Consider the following 25,471-nt stretch of genomic DNA (forward strand, 5'->3'; position numbering starts at 1 on the left):
AAGTAAGGCTTGTTCATTTAGAGACTGATTGACCCTTTTGATTTTAAAATATTGATGGCTAAGTAAATCGAAAACACTGCCTGCGTATCCGTCAGATCCTGCTCGAGGATTTCACTGATTTTGGCTAAGCGATAGCGCAAGCCGCTGATGGACATCGATAGTTTTTTGGCGGTAGTGTTGATGCTGTTGCCGTTATCGATATAAGCGTAAAGCGTCCGGATCAAATCACATTCAAGGTCGATTTCCAATAATTTTCCGATATGCTGATTGACAAAACGCTCGATCAACACCTCGTCTTGTATTTGAAACAATACACTTTCAAGACCCAATTGCTTGAAATAGGAGATATTGGATTGATCATTGGTGGATCGCAAAGCGGCAAGGGCTTCTTTATAGAGGACAGTGATATCCATGAAATCCTGAATCACGGTACTTACTCCTATAGAGAAGCGATAGAAGGAGGAGCGGCGCAGGCAATGCTTCAATAATTGGTCGACGAATTTCTCCTGGCCCACATGCAAATTTTCAAAAGAAGGATATTCAATCAAAACGATGATTTTATCGAGTTTCTGCGAAACGATGGTATTGATATTGCGCTCATTCAAGAATAGATTGATGTACCGGATCAGTTCTTCATTGAACTCGATTTCATTTTCGTGTTCTTTGTGGTTCCGGTCGATTGCCAGCATCCAATAGGAGGAAGAGGAGTCGAAATTCAGGTAATAGGAGACCTTGTACATTTCTTCTTCCGTCAAGCGGCTTTCCAAAAGATCATTTAAAAAACTTCGTTTGATGTTTTGTTCCGTATTAATTTTGATGTTTTCATTGAGCAGAATAATCGATGAGGTTAAGCCGGCCTTTTCGATGATCATGTAGTCAAGGTCATTCGGCTGTTCCCCACTAGGATAAACAAATGAGCAATAGCCTTTTACCTGCTGTTCGTAGAAAATGGGTGTGCGCAACAAGGAAAAGTCCTTTGAATAAGGAGTGAAGGTCGTTTGCTTTGAATCCAATGCCTTCAGCTCAAGATTCTCTTCCAAATGTCCGGCATGGACAAGCACATGATGGTTTTCATTTTCGATAAAAGCAGTCAAGCCCGTTGTTTCGAATAGGATATCGACAATTTTTTGGATGCCTTGTTTGGACAGCAGTTCCTGGATCAATTGCTGATGGATGTCATTGGCTTTGTTCAAGTGATCCCGCTCGGTTTTCAGTTTTTCTGTCACTTCATCCAATTCGTTGATCATGCTGGTCGCTTGATAATAATCCTGCTCACTGGAAATTTCGTCTCCCCATTTTTCGATGGGCATGCAGATGCACTTACATTGCTCGTGACCCATAGCGCGGCATTCAATCTCCTTTACCAGTACCGGCTGCCCGAGGACTGTCGACAGATAGCCGCTGGCATAGCCGCATAAGGTATGGCAGACGGGCTCCTCACTTACTGGAGAGTTTTCCAAATACTGATCTGCTTCAAATGTATTGATCCACAGCACTTCAATGAACTCCAGCTGATCCTGATCCTTGCGAATTTCCAGAATTTCGACTTTATCCAAATAGCCATGCAGCATATGGAATTTAGGTCCGGCATATACGGCTTCCCAAACATCATCCCATTTGAACAACTTTGATTTTTCTCCATCGCCAACTCCGCAATGCCAACCATAGCGGGTAAAGACTCCCTTTGTGCGTTCTTTACCAATGACTGTAAAGAGTTCTCTTTTTAAAGCGGTTCGTGATTCGATGGGGATCGTAATCACCCGATCGTATAATTCCGTGATAATGGTCTCTCTATCTGAATCAAACACGTCTTTCAAGTGCAGTTCTTTAGGTTTCATGCTTGTTTCCTCCTCATCAGATGAAAAATTGTTTATTCAGGCCATAGAAATGGGAATCAAACCTTCTTGCTGCTTCCTGACTTTCTAGGTAATCCAAACAATAAAATCATAAAGCGGCGTAGGTTGCTCTGATAATTTTTAATTTTCTGATAAATTACTATACTAAAAAACCTTTTAGATGTTTTAAACTAAAATTCATTGAAAATTGCTACTCATCGGTTGTATTTTTGGATTTAGGGAGATGCTATTCTCAAGGTGTAAGAATTTCAATTCAGTAAATACCAAAATTCATCGACTGTCAAGTGAAGCAAAAAGAAAGTAAGCGGTTACAAAAAAGTAACTTAGCCACCATATCATAATACAAAGGAGAATGTAAAATGGATGATTTGTTATTCAGACAAGCAATGGGGAAATTCGCAACTGGGGTGACAGTGTTGACGACAGCTCACGAAGGGGACGTTCATGGAATGACGGCAAATGCCTTTATGTCGGTATCCTTAGATCCAAAACTTGTGGTCATTTCAGTCGGGCATCGCGCACGCTTTTTAGAAAAAGTAACAAAATCACAACGTTTTGCGGTTAATATCCTGGCTGAAGATCAAGAACAGATTTCCCAGCATTTTGCTGGGAAACCGCAAGGGGAAATCCATTTTTCCACTTTGGATGGACTGCCGGTCATAGCTGGTACAGTCGCACAAATAACCTGTGATGTCGCATCTGCACATGAAGAAGGAGATCATACTTTGTTCATTGGGAGAGTCACGGGCCTTGAACTGCAGGAGAAAAGTCCGCTTCTTTACTTCGGTGGGCAGTATTGCGAGTTAACAGCACTCGAAACAAATAAATTATAAGCAGGTGAGCTAATGGAAATTCAGACAATCGCACGGAAGTTGCTGGATGCAGAGCTGTTCAGGCAGCCCATTGCTCCATTAACTGAAAGCGAAACGCAGTTGACGGCTGATGATGCCTATCGCATCCAGCTGCATCAAATACAGCAAAAAGTGAGTGAAGGAGCCGTCGTCAAAGGCTTGAAAATCGGCTTGACCAGCAAAGTCATGCAGGAAATGCTGAATGTCCATACACCGGATTATGGATTTATTTTAGACAGCATGGTTTTTCCGGAATTGGACCATGTGGACCCCGGGCAATTCATACAGCCCAAGGTTGAATTTGAAATCGCCTTTGTCTTCAAGAAATCCTTGAAGGGGCCAAATGTGACGATAGAAGATGTCATCGATGCGACGGATTACGTGGTTCCGTCCATAGAAATCATCGACAGCCGGATAGCCGATTGGCGCATTAAATTTGAAGACACCGTAGCAGATAATGGCTCATCAGCGGGTGCGGTACTGGGTTCGCAACAGACGGTCCTATCGAATATCGATATCGCCAATGTCGGGATGGCGGTCTACAAAAACGATGAGTGCATCGATACTGCAAGCAGTGATGCGGTATTAGGGAATCCGCTGAATGCTGTCGTTTGGCTGGCCAACGAAGTAAGCCGCTACGATATCAGCATCCAGCCGGGCATGTTCGTTTTGTCAGGAGCCTTATCCAAAGCGTTGCCATTTACAAATGGTGACAGCTTCAAGGCGGACTTCGGTGAATTGGGTGAAGTCAGCATTTCATTTCAACCGGCAGAGGTGAAAAAATGAGCAAACTAAAAGTGGGAATCATCGGTTCAGGAAATATCGGAACGGATCTGATGTATAAGATTGAGCGCTGCGATTCATTGGAAATGAGTGTCATGGTCGGGATTGACCCGGATTCTGAGGGTCTGAAACGCGCGAAAGATGCCGGCTATACCGCCATCTCGACGGGCATTGACGGCTTGATGGAGCAGATCGACCTGGTCGATATCGTCTTTGATGCGACCAGTGCCTATGCACATCAGACGCATAGCGATCTGCTGACGAAAGCCGGCAAGAAAGTGATCGATTTGACGCCTGCAGCAATTGGGCCTTTCACGGTTCCACCCGTAAATCTGAAAGAGAATTTCGCATCACCGAACGTCAATATGGTGACATGCGGCGGACAGGCAACCATTCCGATGGTCTATGCCATCAGCCGTGTCGCCCCTGTGGAATATGCTGAAATCGTAGCGACGGTCGCCAGCAAAAGCGCCGGTCCCGGGACGCGCGCCAATATCGATGAGTTTACGCATACGACAGCACGGGCTATTGAAGCGGTTGGCGGAGCTGAAAAAGGAAAAGCCATCATTATTTTAAACCCGGCAGAGCCGCCTGTAATCATGCGGGACACGGTCAATGCATTGATTAAAGACGAAGATTTCAACGAAGCTGAAATCGTGGATTCAATCGTAAAGATGGTAAAAGAAGTCCAGGAATACGTACCTGGCTACCGTTTGCGGGGAACGCCGCAATTCGATGGGCAGCGGGTATTGGTCTTTTTGGAAGTGGAAGGGGCAGGTGATTTCTTCCCGGCCTATTCCGGCAACTTGGATATCATGACGGCTGCGGCTGCCAAAGTAGCCAATGAAATGGCAAAAGAGTTACTAGCGGCAAACGCGTAAGGAGAGGGACAAATGGACAAGAAATCCTTTGAAATATTAGATGTGACACTCCGTGACGGAAGCCATGCGATGTCTCATGCATTCACTCCACAGCAAGTTCGTGAAACAGCTCGTGGCCTGGATGCGGCGGGCATCCGCTATTTTGAAGTATCCCATGGCGACGGACTTGGCGGATCATCCTTGCAGTATGGATTATCTGCACATGACGAGCTGGAGTTGATCGAAATTGCCGCGGATGAATGCAAAAAGGCGCAAGTATCCGTCCTGCTGATTCCAGGCATCGGCGTAAAAGGCGATCTTCAGAACGCCGTCAAGGCCGGCGCCAAAATGGTGCGGGTGGCGACTCATGTCACAGAAGCGGATGTTGCAGCTCAGCATATTGCATTAGGGCGCGAACTGGGATTGAAAACAGTCGGTTTTCTGATGATGTCCCATATGGCCACTACCGAAAAAATCGTGGAACAGGCAAAGCTTTTTGAAAGCTACGGGGCGGAAGTCATTTATGTAACTGATTCAGCTGGCTATATGCTGCCTCAGGATGTCACTGATCGAATTTCTGCTTTAAAGCAGTCGGTTGGCTGCGAGATCGGGTTCCATGGACATAATAATCTATCCATGGCGATGGCCAATACCGTTGCGGCGGTTGAAGCCGGTGCCACCTACATCGATGGCAGCCTGCGTGCTTTAGGTGCGGGAAGCGGAAATACACAAACAGAAGTAATGGTTGCGGTTTTGGAACGTCTTGGCTATCAGACGGGTATCGATCTCTACAAGATCATGGATGTGGCTAATGATGTAGTGGCGCCATTTATGCCGCGGCCACAGGAAATAACCGGGTCCAGCTTGGTCATGGGCTATTCAGGTGTCTATTCCAGTTTTCTTCTGCACACCAATGTTGCTGCCAAACGTTTTGGTGTTGATGAACGGGATATTCTGGTAGAGCTGGGCCGCATGAAGGCCATTGGTGGACAGGAAGATTTAATCTATGATGTAGCTCAAGGGTTAGCAGCGCAAAATTAATGCGGGAGGTCTTTTTATGCAAACAATTCACTTAACAAGTCAAAATATGTCGGAATGGCAAAATCAATTTCAACGGCAGGTGTTTGCAATTGGCTTTTTTGACGGTTTGCATAAAGGGCATTTATCCGTCATTGAAGAGGCGAAGCGCCTGGCTGGTGATTATGGAACGCCGACAGCGGTCATGAGCTTTTTTCCACATCCGAAAACAGTAGTGGGAAATCAGCAAAAGCCCTTTCAATACTTGATGCCGCTCGAGGAAAAGCAGGCTGTGCTTGAAGAGCTTGACGTCGACACCTTATTTTTGGTTCACTTTGACCGTGACATCGCGGGTCTGGCTTCAGCTGATTTCGTACAGAGCTTTTTAATCGGCTTGAATGCAGTACATGTGGTTTGTGGTGTTGATTTCCATTACGGATCCAAAGGAAGCGGCTGTACGAACACGCTGAAAGAACAGGGAGCCGGACATTTCGGTGTATCCGTCATCGAGCTGATAGAATACGAGGGAGAAAAAATCAGTTCCACCCGTATTCGCCAGGCGTTGGCAAAAGGGAATATCTCCGTACTGCGAAAGCTGCTGGGGAAATTCTATGCAGTCAATTGGTGCCCTCAAAATGGGCTTCTGCCTTTCTATTCCTTGCCGGCACCTGGACAGTATGAAGTGAAGCTCCATATCAACAACGAGGTAGTACTCTGCAACGCCCAGGTGTTGAATGAAAAAGAAGCCAGTTTTACACATAATTTCAATCAATGGACGAACGCCATTAAAATAGAGTGGATCCGTTCAGTGGAAAGCGCTTGACCCATGCTTTCAGGCAACAAAAAACACAGTAAGCTCTCTAATGAGGCTTACTGTGTTTTTGTCTGTCATTTTTTCAATAGCAGATAAATGAAATACGGGGCTCCGATCAGCGCAGCCATGATGCCTGCTGGAATTCCGGAAGGTTCAAGCAAGTTCCGGCCGACGGTATCCGCCAGCAGCAACAGCCAGCCGCCGATCAGGATGGCAAGCGGCAAGAATAACTGATGGCGCGGACCGACGATGGATTTGGCGATATGCGGCGCCATCAGGCCGATGAATGCAATCCCTCCTGTAACCGAGACAGCAGACGCAGCAAGAGCGACAGCGGCGATCAGCAGAACGAGCCGTTCCTTTTCGATGGAAACGCCGATGCCTACAGCGACCGGATCACTGAGGCCGAGCACGTTCATCCGATTGGCTTTGTACAAGGTGAACGGAATCAGCACCAGCAGCCATGGAAGAATGGCTATAATGAACGGCCAATCCGCACCCCAAATATTGCCGGCCAGCCAATTGGCGATGAAATCGACTTTTTCCGGTTCCGCTGAGGAAATCAAGACAATCATGACTCCGGATAAAGCCATTGAAAAACCGATTCCGACGAGAACCAGACGGATTGGCTGCAAACCGGTGTTGCGTGAGTAGGAAAACGCATAAATTAATGCGGCAGTTGCAAGTGCGCCACCGAATGCCACGATCGGCAGCAAGTAAACGAACGCGCCTGCTTCCACCGGAATGAATAAGAAGAAAACCGCTATGGCAACGCCGGCACCGGAGTTGATGCCGATGATTCCGGGGTCTGCGAGATCATTGCGTGTCACGCTTTGCAAAATGGCACCGGATAAGGCCAGCGCCATTCCGGCCAGCAACGTGATCAAAATACGCGGAAGCCGGATGGAAAACAGGATGAAATCTTCTTTGAATGTCCCTTGGCCAAAAATTGCCGGTACCAGGCGGTCATAGGAGATGGGAGAATAGCCCAAGCCCATACTGGCGATCGCCGTCAACAGGATCAACGCCAGCAATAAGTAATACGAAATCCGTTGTTTTTTGCGTAAGCTTGGATGGATCATGCGAATGCTTTGCCTCCTTTACGGACAATGATCAGGAAGAAGGGCAAGCCGATAATCGCAATGATCGCTGCCACTGGCGTTTCAAATGGTGCATTGATGGTCCGGCCGATCAAGTCGGCGAGCAGCATGAAAATGGCTCCTGCCACTGCAGACATCGGAATGATGAAGCGGTAATCGGTCCCGACAATCGCCCGCACCACATGCGGAATCATCAAGCCGATAAAGGCCATATTGCCCGCAAGCGCAACTGCTGCACCTGCAAGAAGTGTGATGATGACAAAGAGAATCGCCTTGACCTGCGCCGTTCTTTGGCCAAGTCCGATGGCGGCTTCTTCACTTAAGCTAAGGATGGTCAACTGGCGCGACAGCAGCAATGCAACCAGCAAAGCTACGGCGATAAATGGCACAACCACCTGCAGCTGCCCCCAGGAGGTGCCGATCAATCCGCCGGCTGTCCATTGGGAAACATTTTTTGAGATATTGAAATACAGGCCGATTCCTTCAGCAATCGCTGTCAGAAAGGCTGAGATGGCAGCACCGGCAAGGACGATCCGAAAAGGCGAGAATCCGCCTTTTTTTGCAGCGCCGATACCGAACACCAAGGCTGCTCCGGCTGCTGCCCCGATAAAGCAGGCAATCATGATGCCGAAATAGTTGGCAGCTGGTATGAATGCCAATGTAAAAGCAAGAGCGGCATTGGCCCCGGCGGTCAAACCAAGAAGACCTGGATCGGCCAGCGGGTTGCGGGTCATACCCTGCATCATCGCTCCGGATACTGCAAGAGCAGCACCTACAAAGATGGCAGCAATTTCACGCGGCAGACGGATTTCCCGAATGACACCGATGCCGTCACTGGAACTGGTTGAAAATAACGCAAGCCCCACTTCCTTCAGGCTGATGTCCGCCGCCCCGAAAATCAGGGAGACGATGAGTGTCAGCACTAATGCAAGCAGGCTCAAGATGAATTTAATTGGAAAGGAAACTTTAGGGCTCATTGATCATCATCTTTTCCTGAGATTAAAAGAGGAATTCTAAAATCAGAATCCCTCTTTTTTAGTATAGACGTTTATATTTGGCAAATTAAAGAATGCACTTTTTTGACAGCGCTTCGGCCGTTTCGGGCATGGCTCTTACAGGAAGCCTAGCCCTTGGACGCCGGCGCTGACACTGAGATACTTGCTTGATAAAAAGAGATCTCACTCACCTAAAAAGTTTTCGATAAAGAATTCCAATTGGTATTCCAATGAAATTGGATCGTTAAAGTAAAATTCTTTGGCATCAGCTTCAAAGATCTGGCCGTTTTGAGCGGCAGGTGTGTTTTTGTACAGGTCCGTTTCCTGGAATGAATTGTCCTGTGAACTGTCTTTGCTGAAGATGACGTAATCACCCATGTATTCTGGCAATACTTCCTGAGAAAGCATGTAGTATCCATCTGCTAAAGCCATCTCTTCCACTTTTGCCGGCATTTTTAACTTCATTTCCTGATAAAGAATTTCAGTTCCGCGTCCCCAGTTGTCTCCGAATACATAGATTTGCTTATCGAAGTTTTCAATAACGGAAACGGTTGTGTCTTCGCCGATTTCAGCGCGAATTTCTTCCCCGGCTTGCTGTGCCCGTTCTTGGAAGTCGGTAATCCAAGCTTGTGCTTCATCTTCTTTGTTTAATACTTTACCGATTTCCAGATGCTGCTCCAAATAGCCCACGTTGCCGTAGGTGAACGTGACCGTTGGTGCGATTTCACTCAATTTGTCGATGTTTTTTGTAGTTGAAGCGCCAATGATTAAGTCAGGTTCCAATTCAATGATTTTCTCCAGGTCTGTTTCTTCTACTTCTTCTACGTCTGCGAGCTCTTCTTCAAAACGCGGGTTGTTTTTTGCCCAGGAAGTTACTCCTACTAAAGGAACGTCTAAAGACATTGCGTCACCTGTGTAAGAAGTGAGCATGACTACGCGCTGTGGATCTGCAGGAACTTCGACAGGTCCGCTTTCAGATTCATATGTAATGGTTTCAGGAGATTTGTCAGATTCTGCAGCGTCAGCTTCTTCAGCAGTTGAATCGGAGTTGCAGGCGCCAAGGATCAGCAGCAAAGTAAGTAAAAGTATAGGCAAGAATAATTTTTTCATGTCGGTTAGACTCCTTTGATTAAGTTATAGGTGGTGCACATGGGTTTTTTGGTTCTTGGATCCAGGCCGATTTCTGCATCGATCCGGAAAACTTCTCTTAATACGGGTTGTGTAATGACTTCGTGGCAATTGCCCGCTTTGACGATCCTGCCGTCTTTCATCGCGATGATGTGATCAGCAAAACGTGCTGCCTGGTTCAGGTCGTGCAGTACCATAATGATGGTCCGTTCCTGGTCCCGGTTGAGTTGTTGCAATAGCTCCAGGATTTCCAGCTGATGGGCCATGTCGAGATAAGTGGTCGGCTCATCGAGGAAAATCATTTCGGTTTCCTGGGCCAAAGCCATCGCAATCCAAACGCGTTGGCGCTGGCCGCCGGACAATGCGTCGACAGGATGGTATTTGAAGAATTGCGTTCCGGTGACATCGAGTGCCCAATTGATGATTTCGTAATCCCGTTTGGATAATCGCCCGAAGCCTTTCTGGTAAGGGAAGCGGCCATAGGAGACCAGTTCGCCGACCGTCAATCCGGCGGCACTGTCCGGAGTTTGTGGCAGGATGGCCATTTTCTTTGCCAGGGACTTCGTATTTTCCTGTGCAATATTACTGCCATCCAATACTACGGATCCGGATTGATGCGAAATTACCCGAGTAATCGCTTTTAGAAGCGTTGATTTGCCACAGCCATTGGAACCGATGATTGTCGTAATTTTTTTATCTGGAATTTGGACTGTCAAATCTTTGACAATCAACCGGTCTCCATAGCCGATATTCAGCTCCTCGGTGAATAGGCGCACCATCCAAAAAACCTCCTTTTCTAAATTTATTCTCTTTTTCGTTGATAATGATTCTCATTTTCAGTACAATCAATACTATAAGACTAATTTTTTACATTGTCAATACGAAATCCAAAAGGACAGGAGTGAAGATAGATGGAGGAAAAAGAGCTTTTTGATGTAACAATTATAGGTGGGGGTCCTGCTGGATTATATTCGGCCTTCTACAGCGGCTTACGGGAAATGAAAACAAAAATCATCGAATTCCAACCGCAGCTGGGCGGCAAAATCCATGTATACCCAGAGAAAATGATTTGGGACGTGGGAGGACAGCCGCCGATTCAGGGAGCTAAACTCATCGACCAATTGGTTGCACAAGGGCTGACATTCCATCCGGAAGTCGTATTGAACGAAAAAGTGGAGTCCATAGCGAAAACCGAAGAAGGATTATTTGAATTGATCGGTTCTTCAGGAGAAGTGCATGTATCGAAAACCGTCATCGTGGCAGTCGGCGGGGGAATCCTCAACCCGCAAAAGCTGCAGATTGAAGGAGCGGAGCGCTTTGAAGTATCCAACTTGAACTACACCGTCAAATCACTGGAACGTTTCAAAGGCAAAACGGTGCTGATTTCAGGCGGCGGAAACTCGGCAATCGATTGGGCCAACGAACTGGAGCCGATTGCCAAGCAAGTATATGTGACCTACCGCAAGCCGGAACTTGCGGGACATGAAGCGCAGGTGACCCAGCTGATGAACGGCTCGGCCATCTGTTGCCTTCATACCAATATCACCCGCCTCATTGCTTCGGATGACCGGGATGCCATCGAATTCGTTGAGCTGACGCATCAGGAAACAAACGACAAGCAAGTACTTCCAATCGACGAAATGATCATCAACCATGGTTACGAGCGCGACATCAGTCTGCTCGGCAATAGCCCCCTGAATATCGAAATCGCTGACGACTATTACATCGCCGGCACTTTAAGCAGCGAATCTTCAGTGGCCGGGCTCTTTGCGGCTGGGGACATTCTCCAGCATGAAGGCAAATTGAATTTGATTGCCGGGACATTCCAAGACGCAGCCAACGCTGTCAATAAAGCCAAGCATTTCATCCAGCCGGATGCCCATAAAATCGCGATGGTGTCTTCCCATAATGAAGTATTTAAAAAGCGCAATAAGGAATTGGTCAAGCAATTATTGGTGTAAGAAAGACCCCTTCCAAATAGTTTGATGCAGCTGGGACTGAGGTATAGAAGGCTGTGAAGAAAATTTGGAGGAGGAATTGATGATGGAATTGAAAGATTATGGAGCAGAATCGTTTGTTGTGAATATCGAAGAAGCGACTAAGCAAAATGATACATTCCGCACTGCTTTATGGACGGGAAAAAACCTGCAGGTAACTGTGATGAGCATTGAAGCGGGTGATGACATCGGCCTGGAAGTCCATAAAGGCGATCAATTCCTGCGGATCGAAGCTGGAAAAGGGTTTGTCCAGATGGGCGACAGTGAGGATGATCTGACATTTGAAGAGGATGCCGAAGACGACTATGCCATCATGATTCCAGCAGGGAAATGGCATAACGTGACGAATACCGGCGATAATCCGTTAAAAATCTATTCGATTTATGCGCCGCCTGAACATCCACATGGGACAGTCCATAAAACTAAAGAGATTGCTGAAAAAGACGAAGATGAGTAAAAAGACCGCATAAAAGTAATAGGGTTTGCTATCGATTGATAATAGTAAAATGGAATGTGAAATGGCCATCAAATCGTCTATAGATTTGATGGCCATTTCTTTATTTTAATAATAATAATAATTCATAAAACACTGGCATCACCAAAACGGCCAAGCAAGGAGAAAAAAGAAGCGCTTTTATTTATAAGCCAAAGCCGCAGCTTCCGCGCGCTCTTTTTTGCCATGCATCAGATAATAGAGGATGGCAGTAGCAAGAACCACAAAGCCCAGGACGCCGTAAAGCGAGCTATAGCCGATCAGCGGAACCACAAAGCCCAGCAGGTACGGACCGAAGCCGAGCCCGGCATCCATCGAGATGAAAAACGTTGAAGTCGCCAGGCCCATGCGGTGGGGTGGAGTCAGCTTGATGGCGACAGCCTGTGTAGTCGACTGCATATTGCCGAATCCGAATCCGATCAAGGCAGCGGCCACCAATAGACCCGTACTGCTGCTGGTGATGCTTAACACGAATAAGCCGGCAGCAAAGACGGCGAAAGCTGGATACATGATGAAGTTGGCTCCCTTCAGGTCCATCAGCCGCCCTGTAAATGGCCGTGAAATGAGGATGGCTATCGCATAGACCAGGAAGAAGTAACTGGCTGCTGCCACTAAATCCTCTTCCATAGCGTAAAAATTGATGAAGGACAGAACGCTTGAATAGCAAAGGGCAATCGCCAGACAAACCAGTGCAATCGGAACCGCTTTCGGCTCGACATAATCGGAAAGCTTAAACCCTTTCGTTTCGTCAGTCACAGATGGAGCGACAACCGGCGGTACATAAATGAACAAAGACACGATAAGGCTGACAACGCCGAGTGCCAGGCATACCGTAAAAATCATCTCATAACTGCTGTACTGGCTCATCATCAATCCGATGAAAGGACCGAAAGCCGTGGCTAAAGTGGCGCTGAGGCTGAAATAGCCGATGCCTTCACCTTTGCGTCTCATTGGGATGATCTGGGCAACGATGGTTCCAGCTGCTGTGCTGGCCATCCCCAATGTCATCCCATGAAGAAAACGGTTGAGCATCAGGAATGGAAGTCCGAAATTCAGGAAATAGAAAAACGTCGTCAACGTGAATAGGATAAGGCCGATGACCAAGGTCCGTTTGCGTCCCATTTTGTCGATGGTGCGGCCGATGACCAGCCGGCCTGCTAAAGCACCCAAGATGAAAATTCCGGTAACCAGACCAGCTTCGCTTGTAGAAGCATCGTATTCCTCAACGGCGTAGACGGCGATCGTGACCATCAATAGGTAGAAAATAAGGATCAAGAAAAAGTTCACTAAAGCAGTAACGATAAAATCCTTTGTCCATAAAGCGGGTTTTGAAGTATTCATATAGAAGTTCTCCTTGTTCTGCAATGTAATTCATATGGCTGAGAGGTAGGGGCATAAAAGAAACAGACAGCCAAATTCAGGCTATCTGTCTGCAGTCATCAATTTGAAGTTTTTGCTTCAATAAGAGCAGCGATTTTGGTGATTACCAGTTCACTGCCAAGCATTGGCGATTCTTTTTTCGGTTCATCACTGTCTGCATTCGTTTCGGGGCGCTTATGGGCTTCTTTGAAGGTGTCGCTGGTTTTCCAGGCTTCAAAGCTCTCCAGGTTTTCCCAGTACATATTGACGTTCAATTCATCATATTCTTCCAGGTTCTGAGTAATGGTCACTTCAACTTTGACGAAGCCTTCCATTTCCTGCAAAGCGCCTGGACGTGCAAAGTTAGGAGCCATTTTTTCAGCAAATCCTTTTTTCATTTTAATGCGGTTGGTTACGATGTACATCAGAAATCTCTCCTTTTTGTTTGGTATTTTTGTCGCTCATTGATATTAACTTTACCACATTCTTCAAATCGATGTGTGTACTGCGGGTGTCATCCAAGATGTTCTGTCCAATCTGCTTCGTGTCGATTATAATTGTAAGAATATTGAGAGCGAGGTTAGTTAAATGATGCAGAAATTCAGCTGGGTAGGCAGCGAGGGAACATACATCGATCAGCCCGTTGTCGAGCGGCTCCAACATGCAGTGGTCGGCAGATTTGGTGGAAATTCAGCTGCCGGCCAAACCAAGAATGAAGATGGATGCCTGATTTGGATCGATGAGAAGGAAGAATGGGAATTCGTGATGGTTTTGGATGCGCATAATTCAGCCCGAAGCGCTGAATTGGTCATCAGGCAAATTGAAAAACACAGAACGTCAATCGCTCTTCTACTATCAGGTAAGGTTAGTGTTGAGGTGTTCAATCAAATGGAAAGAAAATTGATGCAGCTGTTTCAGGAAGACGGCTTTAAAGAAGCCTGCCGGCATGTGCAGGGCGAAACGGCTTGCCTGATCGCGGTAAGAAAAGGGAAATACCTGTACTGGTTTTCCATCGGCGATTGCCTATTGTACCTCTTCCATCCTGAGCTGGCCGCTTTTGGGCAATATCAACTCAATCAACGCCAATTTTATGAATGGGTCGGACAGGTGAACACCTTCGAGCAAGAAGTTCCGTGCTTCAGCAGCGGCATACGGGAATTGCGCCAAGGAAAAAATCAGCTCTTGCTGACAACGGACGGTCTGGTGGAATGCCCTAATGCAGTATTTGCTGAACCGGAAAGCATCTGGCAGCAATGCAGGGATGTCGATACAACAGATGGAGTAGCCGCTTTACTGTCAATCATCCAAAAAAACCACGTCCGCGACAGCGCGACTGTGGTTTCCTGGACAGTGGATATAGGAGAACCGGCAAGTTATGCCAGCAATCAGTAGCTTTCACTTTTCTGCAGATGGACCGTGCAATTATACAGCGAGCAATCCCACCGGCTTTCAGCGTTTTTCAAAATTGTGATGGATGTATTATCCATGGAAGTTTCCTGGAACTTATCCGGCATGAGTTTTTTCAGTGTGAGGCCGATCAATGCCCCGTGGCTGACAATGAGTACACGCTGGCCGCTGAAATCTTCCAGAATTTCTTCGATGCAAGCCAGTCCCCGATCAGCTGCCTCGTCGAGGTTTTCCATCGCCAAATCAAGTTTGCGCCAATCGGCTCCCCATTTTTCAAGTCGATCTTCTTCTGTAGTGCCTTCAATTTTACCGCCGCTTCTTTCGCGTAGCCGCGTGTCAAAATGGCTGACTGGCAAATGGAGCTTGCGGCCAATGATTTCCGCTGTTTCCTTAGCGCGGGATAAATCGCTGGAGATGATCAGGTCCCAAGTTTCTTCTGTGGCAAGCCTGTTTGCAAGCGCTTCTGCCTGCTGTCTGCCGGTTTCGTTCAACGGGACATCCGAAGATCCTTGGGCGATGCCTTGTATGTTCCAATCCGTTATGCCGTGCCGTACCAAACCAATTGTTGTCAATAGAGCCATCTCCTTTGGTGTGCTAGTTAAAAGGATACCTGAAATCAGACTTTAAGAGAAGAGAGGGCCATTCCAGATGAACCCACAGGAAATCTACCGTCAATTGCCGGTAATCGAAACGGAGCGTCTGCTCCTGAGAAAAATGATGATGAAAGATGCCGAGGATCTTTTTGAGTATGCCTCGCAACCGGAAGTTTCCAATTACTTGCCGTGGCAGGTCCACCAATCGATAGAGGATTCGATAGCATTTCTGAACTTTATTTTGGAAGGCTACAATCAGCAGTCCAAATTGACTTGGGCGATTGAATTGAAAAGCAACGGCAAGATGATCGGAACCATCGACTTCGTCAGCTGGAGCCCGAAGCGATATAAAGCAGAAATCGCCTATGTGCTGTCGCCTCACTACTGGGGGCGTGGGCTGATGGCCGAAGCAGCAGAGGCCTTGCTTTCGTTCGGCTTCCGGGACATGGAATTGAACAAAGTGGAAGCCCCGATTATGTTGGGAAATAAGCAATCTCAGCGGCTGGCAGAAAAACTGGGCATGGTACGCGAAGGCGTTGCTCGGCAGCATATGATTATTAAAGGTGAATTTGTAGATCTGGCGATGTATGCGGTGCTGAAGAGCGAGTTCAAACTGCCGGAATAAAATGAAAAGGCTGCCGGAAGGGCAGCCTTTTTTAGCGTTATGCAGTTTTGCGTTTCTGCTCGTTTTTATCGATCACCGTGCTCCCGACCAGGTCACCCGTTACATTCAATGCGGTACAGCCCATGCCAACCAGAGCATCAATGGCTGTCAGCAAGGCGACAGCTTCCATCGGCAAGCCCAACTGAACAAATACTGTGGCGATCATGACAATTCCGGCACCAGGGACGCCAGCGGTTCCGATGGATGCCAAAGTTCCGACCAGAACCACCATCAGCATTTCGGACAGGCTTAGAGGATCACCTACCAGATTTGCTGCGAAAACGGCGGAAACAGCAATGCGGATGGCGGCTCCATCCATATTGATGGTTGCACCGAGCGGCAGGCTGAAGCCATACAGACTTTTGGATAAGCCAAGGTTTTTGGCGGCAGTCAAGGTCAATGGCAAAGTCCCTGAACTGCTTTGAGTAACAAACGCAGTCAGCATAGGGGTACGCGCCTGTTTGAAAAACTGCCCTGGCTTAACTTTGAACAACAGCAGAACCAGCGTATAGAGAAGGATCTGGACAATCAATGCGGCATATAACACCAGCACCATTTCTCCGAGCGACAAAAGTGTAGCGAAGCCCTGGCTGCCGACAGTTTCGGCCATGATGGCGAAAATTCCGATCGGCACATATTGGAGAATGGCTTTCAGCACCAGCAAGGTCACTTCATTCAGCGCATTGACGGTTTTATACAAATGATCGCCCAAGCTTTCAAGTTCGCTGGATTGGCGCATATAGGACAGCGCGATGCCGAAAGCAAAGGCAGTAAAAATGATGCCGAGCAGATTAAGTTCGGTAAAAGCCGTAAAGATATTGGAAGGGACAATATTCACCAAGACATTAATGACCCCCGGATTGTCCGGAACATCAAAAGTTTCATTGCCCTGCAGCTGCATGCCGGTTCCAGGCTGAAAGAGGCTTGCTACCGTCAAACCGACCATGATGGCAAATGCGGAGCTAAAAACATAGAAGATGAATACTTTACCGCCCATGCGCCCCAAATCGCCGATGGAGGATTGGTTGATGCCGACCATCATAGTGAAAAGAATCAGGGGAATGATCAGAAAGGTCAACAGGTTCAGCAGCAAATCGCCGAGCGGAGCCAGAACAGCTGCCTGCTCTCCAAAAATCAGCCCGACGGCAATGCCGAGTATAAGTGCAATCGTAATTTTAAATATCAATGAAGCGTCGAGATATCGTTTCCAAGCAGTTTTCATCGTGTCTCTCCTTTTTTCAAAAAATAAATCTTATATGTTTTATCGGAATTAACTTTCTTAACTTATACCAGAGTGTGGAGGACTGTCAAAATGTCTGCTTGTGCCAGAAAGGAAAGAGGAAATCAGATAGTGAATTTTGTTGCCGACAGCTTCAAAAGACAGAAAATAACCCCCAAACAGCATTGAATGGAGGTTTTTCGAAGTTATTTAAATCGTTTCTTTAATGAACTGGAAATGGCCTTTGCCGTTTGCTTTGACCTGATACATGGCTTTGTCTGCTTTTTTCATTAAATCGACAGTGGTGGTCGCATCCGATGGATAAACAGCAATACCTATGCTAGGCAAGCTAATGATTTCAAAGCCATTAATGAGATGAGTTTGTTTCAGAGACTGGAGAATCTTCTCTGCGGTCTGTTCAATTGCTTCTAAATCATTTACGTCACGGATGATCAACGTGAATTCGTCCCCGCCTAGCCTCGATACGATATCATTCTCAAGAACACAGCTTTTAAGTCTATTTGCAACAGAAATCAGCAGTTCATCCCCGTTATCATGTCCTAGGGTGTCATTGATCTGCTTGAAATGATCCAGATCAATAAACATGACGGCGAATATCTCGTTTAGGGCTTCAGCTTCGGTTACAGCTTTTTTTAACGACTCCCCGAAATATAATCGGTTGGCTAAGCCGGTTAGAGGATCGTGATATGCCAGGAATTGAATTTTTTCCTCATTCTTTTTGTTCTCTGTAATATCTTTGCCGATTCCAAAGATACCAACAATATTATTGCGCACCTTAATTGGAATATTGGTGATGCTCAAATGATGGAATTTGCCTAGACGGCTGCGTATCGGCAATTCATAGCTTTGAGGTTGTCCTTCTAATGAACTTGCCAAAATTTCAGAAGCTCTTTGCTGCTTTTCTTCATCGATAAAAACAGTACTTGAGAGACCGATCAATTCGCTTTTTTCGTAACCGAAAAGAGCAATGGTAGCAGGGTTGGCACTTTCAAAACGTCCTGTTACATCAAGAGAATAGACAGCATCGGGATGGTAATCAAACAAGGATTTGTAGCGCTGTTCGCTTACATCCAGTTCTTCTGTTTTACAATGATATTGGCGCAGCAGTTGCTGGTTTTCCAAAATGATTAAAATCTGTCTCAAGATGACGAGCAAAATTGAGATTCCTGACCCGACGGTGACCACATCTATGCCGGTAGACCTGGATCCCATGAAGACAAATAAAATCAGTACATTTATATATGGGAGTGACAGACGGAAAGCATCCAATTGTTGTGGAGCCGCTTGCTCGGTTAAGGAAGAGCGTGGTTGCTGTACGGTTTCTGTCCGCAGGAATCCAGCGAATCCAATAAACAGAATAGCCAATATAAACAGCGGATCGATTATGCTTCCCGACTCGTATTGCTCAAAAGAAACCAAGTAGAGATAAGCAGAATCTGCGGTTATTTGAAAAAAGAGCCCGATCGATAAAAAGAGCAGGTTTTTAGTAAAAGTGGATTTCTGTGTGCCAAGGTAGATGCTGACGATTCCAAGAAGAAGAGCTAAATCACCGACAGGATAGGCGAGAGAGACAAGAAAAGAGTAAATGGAGAGGTCTCCAGCTTCAATAATTGGGCTAATCAAAAAATGCCAGCTGAAAGTTGAGGCGACAGTCATGACAATTAAAACATCTAAGAGGTATTTAGTAAATTGATGTTTTTTAACTTCTTTTATCAACTTATAAGAAAAGGCTCCCAGGTAAAAAACAATTTGCAGCATATAAAAGAAGTCGGGTGGTCCTGGGAAAGGAACTTCAATGCCTAATATGTTTTCATATACTATCCATAGAAACTCAGCTATGAAATAACTGAATGTCCCGGTGGTCAAAAGCAGCCAGAACATTTTTTCCTCTTTACAGCTTTTTCTGAATGCCCTGAATAGCCATACGAAGGCGATGAAACAGCCTAATACCGAAAGAATATTGCCCCCCAAAGTTAAGAGGGTTTCATGATCTTTCCAATTGCGCACCCAGAAAAAGTAAAAGGATGTGTAAAATAACATAAAGAAAATGCCTAAAAGTCCTTTAAATTGAGTAGTCATATATCATTGCTCCCTGCCTCTTGAAAAATTGACATGAGTTAAGCTCCAAAACAGGAAGTTAACGGGATAGTTCAAGAATAAACGTTTATTATCATACTACTGTATATACACGAGAAAGATAACACTATTTTGAATTTATTGAGAGAAATCTGCAAATAATTAGAATTAATTTCCAGTTAAATGGGTAATGACAGTAGCGTTCTTGAATCGATAAAAAAAGAAGCCTTTTATTATAAAAAAGGGCTTCTTTTTGCAATTAAAAATCGAAATTATCCGGATTCGGACCGACTCTCTGATTTTCATTCAACGCGGAAATCCGTTCCATATCGTCCTCTGTCAGTTCGAAATCGAAAATCTGGGAGTTTTGGATGATCCGTGCTTCCTTGATGGATTTGGGAATCGTCACGACCCCATTCTGCAAATCCCAGCGAAGGATGACCTGGGCGACCGTTTTTTCGGTCTTGGCGGCGATTTCCACAAGCAACGGGTGATCGAGCAGCTTGCCCTGCATCAAAGGTGACCAGGCTTCCAGCTGGATATCGTGTGTTTTGCAGAACTCATGCAAATCGGTCTGGGTCAGATGCGGGTGATACTCAACCTGATCGACCATCGGAACGATTTCTATGTCTCTCATCAATTCTTCGAGATGATGGATATGGAAATTGCTGACGCCGATCGCTTTGACCCGACCATCTTTATACAAAGTCTCCAGAGCACGCCAGGCTTCTTTGTATTTCCCTTCAACCGGCCAATGGATCAAATACAGATCCAAATAATCCAAGCCGAGTTTCTTTAAGCTGGTTTCGTAGGCAGCAAGCGTCGATTCATAACCAAGATCGGAATTCCATACTTTTGAAGTGATGAAAAGCTCTTCTCTGGAGATGCCGGCTTCTTTCAAACCTTCACGGATTCCTTGGCCAACGCCTTCTTCATTGCCATAAGCGGCAGCTGTATCGATACTGCGGTAACCGTTGGCAATCGCAGTTCTGACCGCATCGATGACTTCCGCCCCTTCACTGACTTTGAACACCCCGAGACCGAACCAAGGCATCTTGACGCCGTTATGCAACGTAGTGGTATCTTGTAAGTTTTTCATGCTCATCATCCTCCATGAGGTTAATTGGATAACTTCCTGATAGCCATGAAATACCCCGTGAGCAAGAGCTGAAACCATTCAGGGGGCAGAGACGGTTCGTGAAAAAAGCCGGCATTGGTGTCTACAACCGTTTATACGACATCGCTTCGCGCATGTCCTGAAGGGCTTTTTTGCCTTCATTGCCGCGGATGATCATCAGATTGGTGTAAAGTGCGTCGATTAAGCTCAATTGGGCGATGCGGGATGATAAGGCCTCGGAGCGGAAATCGGTTTCTTCTGAAATCGTGTACAGGGCGATATCCGACTCTTTGGATAAAGGTGACTTGGCGAAGTTGGTGACACAAATGATGGTCACGCCTTTTTCCTTCAAGACCCGCAGGACATCCAGAACGTCTGTGGTCGAACCGGAATGGGAAATGACAATCGCTACATCGTCCGATTGAAGCTGCGATGCTGCCATGAGCTGCATATGGGAATCGAGGTTCATGGAGACGTGGAGGCCTAAACGGACAAATTTATGGTAGCCATCCATAGCGACCATGGCGGAACCGCCATTGCCATAGAAGTCGATTTTCCGCGCTTTCAGCAATTTTACTGTTGCCTGTTCCATTGCTTCCGTGTCGACGATCTGCAGCGTGTCTTCCAATGTTTTGATATTGGAGCGGAAGACTTTTTCGGTGACAGCACTGATGCTGTCGCCTTCTTCAATTTTTTCGTGGATATCTTTTAAAGGAGCCACGACTTCCGCAGCAAGCGAAATCTTAAAGGCCTGAAATCCTTTGAAGCCGATGCGTTGGCAAAAGCGGAAAATGGTCGATTCAGCGAGCCCGAGTTCATCCGCAATCTGGTTGATGGTCAAATGAATGATGTTTTTTGGGTCGTTGAGTACATAATCGGCGATTTTTTTTTCTTTTTCACTGAAGTGGCGGTAACTACCGCGTATGGCAGCCAGCGCAAATTGCTGTTCTTTCATGATCCGCGCCTCGTTTCTATAGAAGTATTTTCGTTAATTATACAATAACATGTTGCGTGCGGAAAAATATTTGATACAATGAGTTTATTAAGGAAAAATATTCTTTTATTTCAAAGGAGGATTCCACAATGGAAATCGGAATTATTGGTTTAGGGAAAATGGGATTGAACCTGGCATTAAATTTGAGCGATCACGGTCATCAAGTTGTCGGCTATGACAGTCATGCGGCAATCGAAGAAAGCGGTTTCAAACAAGTTTCTTCTATTGAAGAAATGGTGAAAGAGCTGAAAGCGCCGCGAACAATTTGGTTGATGGTACCAGCCGGTGAAATTACGGAATCGGTCATCGAGCAATTGATTCCTTTGCTTGAAGAAGGAGATTCGATTATCGATGGCGGGAACTCGAACTACAAAGATACCGTGCGCCGCGCGGAAATCTTGAAAAACCACGGCATCTACTTTTTTGATTGCGGGACGAGCGGCGGAACGGAAGGGGCACGTCATGGCATTTGTGCGATGATCGGCGGCGATGCAGAAAAATTCAAGACCATTGAACCGTTATTGCAGGATATTTCTGTACAAGACGGCTATCTGTACACAGGAGAAGCGGGAAGCGGACATTTCCTGAAAATGATCCACAACGGAATTGAATACGGCATGATGCAATCCATCGCGGAAGGCTTCGATATCCTGAACAAAAGCCCATTTGATTTTGATTACGAAAAAGTGGCTGACGTTTGGAACAACGGCTCCATCATCAGCTCGTACTTGATGGAAGTGACAAAAAGCGCCTTTTCAAAAGACGCCAAATTGGAAAGCATTAAAGGCGTCATGAATTCTTCAGGCGAAGGCAAGTGGACCGTGGAAACGGCGCTTGACTTGAATGTTCCGGCACCGGTGATTACTTTGTCGCTGATGATGCGCTACCGCTCATTGGAAGACGATACCTTTGCAGGAAAAGTCGTGGCAGCCCAGCGCAACGAGTTCGGCGGTCATGCGGTAGAGAAAAAATAAGAAGAACTTTACCGGTTTAATTACTATAGAAGGTAATCGCCTACATTATTCTGTGTAGACATGCGCTGGCGCGACCAGGGGATGGGCGTCAGCGGGGCTCAACGCGGAGCATAAAAGCGAATTTCAGCTTCAGTGCACGGCGCTGAGGTTACATATTGAGGGGGAGAAGATTTGTCAGGTTCAACATTGATCATGGTCGCACTTGCAGGTATATTCTTATTGTTGTTTTTGGTTATTCGGACTAAATTGCATGCTTTTGTTGCGCTATTGCTGGTCAGTTTGCTGGTGGGTATCGCCGCAGGCATGCCGCTGAATGAAGTGATTACGTCCATCCAAAACGGGATGGGCGGCACACTCGGCTTTGTCGCTGTAGTGGTCGGCCTTGGTGCCATGTTCGGAAAAATGCTGGAAGTATCGGGTGGTGCGGAACGTTTAGCCGCTACGATGATCAGCAAATTCGGTGAAGATAAAGCACAATGGGCGCTAGGCGTCACCGGATTTATTGTCGCGATTCCTGTGTTCTTTGATGTCGGTTTCATCATTTTGGTGCCGATTGTGTATGGCTTGGCAAGAAAAACAGGCAAATCGCTTCTGCATTACGGGATTCCGCTGCTGGCGGGACTTGCCGTTACCCATAGTTTCATCCCGCCGACTCCAGGACCGATTGCGGTGGCTGAGTTGGTCGGAGCGGAACTCGGATGGGTTATCCTATTCGGGGTGCTCGCAGGGATTCCGGCGATGATTTTGGCTGGACCTGTGTTCGGGCGCTTTATCGGCAAAAAGATCCATGTTGCAATCCCGGATTATATGGAGCTTGAACAAAAGGAATACGATAAGGATCTGCCGAGTTTCGGCATGATCACATCGTTGATCTTGATTCCTTTAGTTTTGATTCTGTTGAATACGTTATCAGGTGTATTGTTGGATGAAGGCAATACAGTGCGTGAGATTTTGACATTCCTTGGCCATCCATTCGTGGCATTGACCATCGCGACATTGCTGACTTTCTATCTGTTGGGTACAAAACGCGGTTATTCGCGCCAGGAAGTACAGGATATTGCGACCAAAGCGCTTGAACCTGCCGGAATCATCATCCTGGTAACAGGTGCAGGTGGTGTCTTCAAACAAGTGCTGATCGACTCTGGAGTCGGCGATGTATTGGGAGAGATGATGGGCGATTCAGCTTTGCCGCCAATCGTTCTGGCTTTCCTGATTGCGACGGCCGTACGTGTTGCGCAGGGTTCTGCAACCGTTGCGATGGTAACAGCGGCCGGCTTGATCACGCCGCTTCTTGAAATGGTCGGCATGACCGGACCCGCTTTGGGCTTGATCGTTATTGCCATCGCTTCAGGTGCGACAGTCTTGTCCCACGTCAACGACTCCGGATTCTGGCTCGTTAACCGTTACTTCGGCATGGACGTCAAGGATACATTGAAATCCTGGACGGTCATGGAAACCATTATCGGTCTCACCGGATTCGTGGTAGTGTTGATCATAAGCTTTTTTATCTAAATTAAACCTGAAGAGAAAAAGGACGTGTTTCCTTTTTCTTTTTCTTGTATATAGAGGAGGGCTCCTATGCCTGAACAGTCATATTATCTTGGGGTGGATATCGGCACCACGTCCACCAAAGCCGTTTTGTTCGATAAATCCGGGAACGTGATAGAAGCCGATACGGTTTTCTATGCGCTGGAGACGCCGAGTCCGTTGATAGCGGAACAGGATCCGGAGGAAATTTTCCGTGCTGTTTTGACCTCTGTGCGAAAAACAATCCGCAAAAGCGGCATTGATGCACAGCAACTGAAACTGGTATCTTTCAGTTCAGCCATGCACAGCCTGATTGCGGTGGATGCAGAGGGAAATCTGCTGACGCAAAGCATCACTTGGGCCGACACCAGAAGTTCCAAGCACGCAAAATATATAAAAGAACAGCTCAATGGCCATGAAATCTACCTGCGTACAGGAACGCCGATCCACGCGATGTCGCCTCTCTCAAAATTGGTCTGGCTGAAAGACGACAAGCCGGAAGTCTGCGAACAGGCGGCGAAATTCATCGGTATCAAGGAGTTTGTGTTTCACGAATTGTTCGGAGAGTACGTGGTCGACCATTCAATCGCTTCTGCGACGGGACTCTTCAATCTGCAGGAACTGGATTGGGATGAAGAGGCGCTTGCAGTGGCCGGCGTCACACCTGATCAACTGTCGCGCCCAGTGCCGACAACGCACGCGCTGACGGGAATTGTTCCGGAACATGCCTTGTTTATGGGAATTCCTGAAGACATTCCTTTCATCATCGGTGCAAGTGACGGCGTCTTGGCGAACCTCGGCGTTGATGCGATCGAACCTGGCGTTCTTGCCGTGACGATCGGTACGAGCGGCGCGATCCGTACGGTCACTGCTGAACCGAAAACAGATCCGAAAGGGCGCACCTTCTGCTACGCGTTGACTGAAAACCATTGGGTGGTCGGTGGACCAGTCAACAATGGGGGCATCGTCCTGCGCTGGCTGCGGGATGAGTTCGCTTCATCTGAAGTCGAAACCGCAAAACGCCTCGGCATCGATTCCTATGACGTACTGACGAAAATCGCCGAAGGAGTCAATCCTGGCGCGGACGGCCTGCTGTTCCATCCGTATTTGACGGGGGAACGGGCGCCGCTATGGGACGCCAATGCACGCGGATCGTTTTTCGGCCTCAGCATCCATCACAAAAAGGAGCATATGATCCGCTCGGTGCTGGAAGGCATCGTCTTTAATCTGTATACAGTGTTGCTTGCAGTTGAGGAATTGACCGGTGAACCAGTGCGCATCCAGGCATCGGGCGGCTTTGCCCGTTCGGAAATGTGGCGCCAGCTGTTGGCGGACGTTTTCGACAAGCCGGTGATCATTCCGGAAAGCTTTGAAAGCTCGTGCCTCGGCGCCGTCGTTCTCGGCATGTACGCAACAGGGGAAATCGAGGATTTCAGCATCGTCTCCGAAATGATCGGCCAGACGCATACGCATGAACCGGACGAAGCGGCAGCGGGTGTCTATAGGGAACTGCTGCCGATCTATATCCGCCTATCCCGCCTGCTGACAGAAGAATACGAAAGCATTTCAGACTTCCAACGGAAGCATTTGGAATAATACGCGACACCCGGGACCAGAAAGTTGGTT

24 protein-coding genes are annotated in these 25,471 nt (G+C 47.0%); 12 read left to right on the forward strand and 12 right to left on the reverse strand.

Features of this window, described 5'->3' with window-relative positions; all coding sequences use genetic code 11:
- Positions 1–17: 17 nt before the first annotated feature.
- The gene (locus ACRC6Q_RS00545) at positions 18–1,838 is read right to left on the reverse strand and encodes a helix-turn-helix domain-containing protein (RefSeq protein WP_431465494.1); all 1,821 of its coding nucleotides are present in this window, start codon (positions 1,836–1,838) and stop codon (positions 18–20) included.
- Between the two features lie 377 nt (positions 1,839–2,215).
- On the opposite strand from ACRC6Q_RS00545, the gene ACRC6Q_RS00550 reads away from it, so the two are divergent.
- From ACRC6Q_RS00550 to ACRC6Q_RS00570, 5 genes are read left to right on the forward strand one after another with little or no spacing between them, the layout of a single operon-like run.
- Positions 2,216–2,689 (forward strand): flavin reductase family protein, encoded by a 474-nt coding sequence (locus ACRC6Q_RS00550; RefSeq protein ID WP_431465495.1) that lies wholly within the window; start codon positions 2,216–2,218, stop codon positions 2,687–2,689.
- Between the two features lie 12 nt (positions 2,690–2,701).
- On the forward strand, positions 2,702–3,493 hold the full coding sequence (locus ACRC6Q_RS00555) for a 2-keto-4-pentenoate hydratase (RefSeq protein WP_431465496.1): 792 nt from the start codon (positions 2,702–2,704) through the stop codon (positions 3,491–3,493).
- Positions 3,490–4,371: an acetaldehyde dehydrogenase (acetylating) gene (locus tag ACRC6Q_RS00560; protein WP_431465497.1), complete on the forward strand. Its 882-nt coding sequence runs from the start codon at positions 3,490–3,492 to the stop codon at positions 4,369–4,371. The genes ACRC6Q_RS00555 and ACRC6Q_RS00560 overlap by 4 nt, the downstream gene beginning before the upstream one ends.
- A gap of 12 nt (positions 4,372–4,383) precedes the next feature.
- A complete protein-coding gene (gene dmpG / locus ACRC6Q_RS00565; protein ID WP_431465498.1) occupies positions 4,384–5,391 on the forward strand; it encodes a 4-hydroxy-2-oxovalerate aldolase in 1,008 nt (335 codons plus the stop codon).
- Positions 5,392–5,407: 16 nt separating this feature from the next.
- Positions 5,408–6,190 (forward strand): adenylyltransferase/cytidyltransferase family protein, encoded by a 783-nt coding sequence (locus ACRC6Q_RS00570; protein WP_431465499.1) that lies wholly within the window; start codon positions 5,408–5,410, stop codon positions 6,188–6,190.
- A gap of 65 nt (positions 6,191–6,255) precedes the next feature.
- Here the strand turns inward: ACRC6Q_RS00570 and ACRC6Q_RS00575 are convergent, their stop codons facing one another.
- The 4 genes from ACRC6Q_RS00575 to ACRC6Q_RS00590 all read right to left on the reverse strand — a co-directional run bounded on the left by ACRC6Q_RS00575 (position 6,256) and on the right by ACRC6Q_RS00590 (position 10,183).
- Positions 6,256–7,263, reverse strand: a complete 1,008-nt coding sequence (locus ACRC6Q_RS00575; RefSeq protein WP_431465500.1) for a FecCD family ABC transporter permease — start codon at positions 7,261–7,263, stop codon at positions 6,256–6,258.
- The gene (locus ACRC6Q_RS00580; RefSeq protein WP_223636206.1) at positions 7,260–8,258 is read right to left on the reverse strand and encodes a FecCD family ABC transporter permease; all 999 of its coding nucleotides are present in this window, start codon (positions 8,256–8,258) and stop codon (positions 7,260–7,262) included. Before ACRC6Q_RS00580 ends, ACRC6Q_RS00575 begins: the two co-directional genes overlap by 4 nt.
- Before the next feature lie 201 nt (positions 8,259–8,459).
- Positions 8,460–9,386 carry an iron-hydroxamate ABC transporter substrate-binding protein gene (locus ACRC6Q_RS00585; RefSeq protein ID WP_223636209.1) on the reverse strand — a complete coding sequence of 309 codons (927 nt, stop codon included), beginning with the start codon at positions 9,384–9,386 and terminating at the stop codon, positions 8,460–8,462.
- Positions 9,387–9,391: 5 nt separating this feature from the next.
- The gene (locus ACRC6Q_RS00590) at positions 9,392–10,183 is read right to left on the reverse strand and encodes an ABC transporter ATP-binding protein (protein ID WP_223636212.1); all 792 of its coding nucleotides are present in this window, start codon (positions 10,181–10,183) and stop codon (positions 9,392–9,394) included.
- Positions 10,184–10,315: 132 nt separating this feature from the next.
- Between ACRC6Q_RS00590 and ACRC6Q_RS00595 the strand changes: the two genes are divergently transcribed.
- On the forward strand, positions 10,316–11,365 hold the full coding sequence (locus ACRC6Q_RS00595; protein ID WP_431465501.1) for an NAD(P)/FAD-dependent oxidoreductase: 1,050 nt from the start codon (positions 10,316–10,318) through the stop codon (positions 11,363–11,365).
- 82 nt (positions 11,366–11,447) lie between these two features.
- Complete coding sequence (locus tag ACRC6Q_RS00600; RefSeq protein WP_431465502.1) at positions 11,448–11,858, forward strand: cupin domain-containing protein; 411 nt, start codon at positions 11,448–11,450, stop codon at positions 11,856–11,858.
- 177 nt (positions 11,859–12,035) lie between these two features.
- Here the strand turns inward: ACRC6Q_RS00600 and ACRC6Q_RS00605 are convergent, their stop codons facing one another.
- Both ACRC6Q_RS00605 and ACRC6Q_RS00610 read right to left on the reverse strand, forming a co-directional pair.
- Positions 12,036–13,235, reverse strand: a complete 1,200-nt coding sequence (locus ACRC6Q_RS00605) for an MFS transporter (RefSeq protein ID WP_223636218.1) — start codon at positions 13,233–13,235, stop codon at positions 12,036–12,038.
- Between the two features lie 98 nt (positions 13,236–13,333).
- The gene (locus ACRC6Q_RS00610; RefSeq protein ID WP_223636220.1) at positions 13,334–13,678 is read right to left on the reverse strand and encodes a heme oxygenase; all 345 of its coding nucleotides are present in this window, start codon (positions 13,676–13,678) and stop codon (positions 13,334–13,336) included.
- Between the two features lie 163 nt (positions 13,679–13,841).
- Between ACRC6Q_RS00610 and ACRC6Q_RS00615 the strand changes: the two genes are divergently transcribed.
- The gene (locus ACRC6Q_RS00615) at positions 13,842–14,645 is read left to right on the forward strand and encodes a protein phosphatase 2C domain-containing protein (RefSeq protein WP_431465503.1); all 804 of its coding nucleotides are present in this window, start codon (positions 13,842–13,844) and stop codon (positions 14,643–14,645) included.
- Here ACRC6Q_RS00615 and ACRC6Q_RS00620 read toward each other — a convergent pair.
- The gene (locus ACRC6Q_RS00620) at positions 14,639–15,232 is read right to left on the reverse strand and encodes a histidine phosphatase family protein (RefSeq protein ID WP_223636222.1); all 594 of its coding nucleotides are present in this window, start codon (positions 15,230–15,232) and stop codon (positions 14,639–14,641) included. The two genes, ACRC6Q_RS00615 and ACRC6Q_RS00620, sit on opposite strands and share 7 nt — an antisense overlap.
- A 76-nt stretch (positions 15,233–15,308) precedes the next feature.
- On the opposite strand from ACRC6Q_RS00620, the gene ACRC6Q_RS00625 reads away from it, so the two are divergent.
- A complete protein-coding gene (locus tag ACRC6Q_RS00625) occupies positions 15,309–15,878 on the forward strand; it encodes a GNAT family N-acetyltransferase (protein WP_223636224.1) in 570 nt (189 codons plus the stop codon).
- Positions 15,879–15,915: 37 nt separating this feature from the next.
- On the opposite strand, the gene ACRC6Q_RS00630 is transcribed toward ACRC6Q_RS00625, so the two are convergent.
- The 4 genes from ACRC6Q_RS00630 to ACRC6Q_RS00645 form a co-directional block, all read right to left on the reverse strand.
- Complete coding sequence (locus ACRC6Q_RS00630) at positions 15,916–17,139, reverse strand: dicarboxylate/amino acid:cation symporter (RefSeq protein WP_431465504.1); 1,224 nt, start codon at positions 17,137–17,139, stop codon at positions 15,916–15,918.
- 207 nt (positions 17,140–17,346) lie between these two features.
- Complete coding sequence (locus ACRC6Q_RS00635; RefSeq protein ID WP_431465505.1) at positions 17,347–19,236, reverse strand: diguanylate cyclase domain-containing protein; 1,890 nt, start codon at positions 19,234–19,236, stop codon at positions 17,347–17,349.
- 256 nt (positions 19,237–19,492) lie between these two features.
- Entirely contained in the window at positions 19,493–20,338 is an 846-nt protein-coding gene (locus tag ACRC6Q_RS00640; RefSeq protein WP_431465506.1) for an aldo/keto reductase, read from the reverse strand.
- A gap of 115 nt (positions 20,339–20,453) precedes the next feature.
- On the reverse strand, positions 20,454–21,305 hold the full coding sequence (locus ACRC6Q_RS00645) for a MurR/RpiR family transcriptional regulator (protein WP_431465507.1): 852 nt from the start codon (positions 21,303–21,305) through the stop codon (positions 20,454–20,456).
- Between the two features lie 128 nt (positions 21,306–21,433).
- Here ACRC6Q_RS00645 and gnd point away from each other — a divergent pair, with 128 nt between their 5' ends.
- The 3 genes from gnd to gntK all read left to right on the forward strand — a co-directional run bounded on the left by gnd (position 21,434) and on the right by gntK (position 25,441).
- Positions 21,434–22,318, forward strand: coding sequence for a phosphogluconate dehydrogenase (NAD(+)-dependent, decarboxylating) (gene gnd / locus ACRC6Q_RS00650; RefSeq protein ID WP_431465508.1), 885 nt, complete (start codon positions 21,434–21,436; stop codon positions 22,316–22,318).
- Between the two features lie 171 nt (positions 22,319–22,489).
- On the forward strand, positions 22,490–23,830 hold the full coding sequence (locus ACRC6Q_RS00655; protein ID WP_298831350.1) for a gluconate:H+ symporter: 1,341 nt from the start codon (positions 22,490–22,492) through the stop codon (positions 23,828–23,830).
- Between the two features lie 66 nt (positions 23,831–23,896).
- Entirely contained in the window at positions 23,897–25,441 is a 1,545-nt protein-coding gene (gntK, locus tag ACRC6Q_RS00660; RefSeq protein ID WP_431465509.1) for a gluconokinase, read from the forward strand.
- The last annotated feature ends 30 nt before the right edge of the window (positions 25,442–25,471 follow it).

The organism is Planococcus sp. SE5232 (assembly GCF_050686535.1).
Lineage (GTDB): Bacteria > Bacillota > Bacilli > Bacillales_A > Planococcaceae > Planococcus.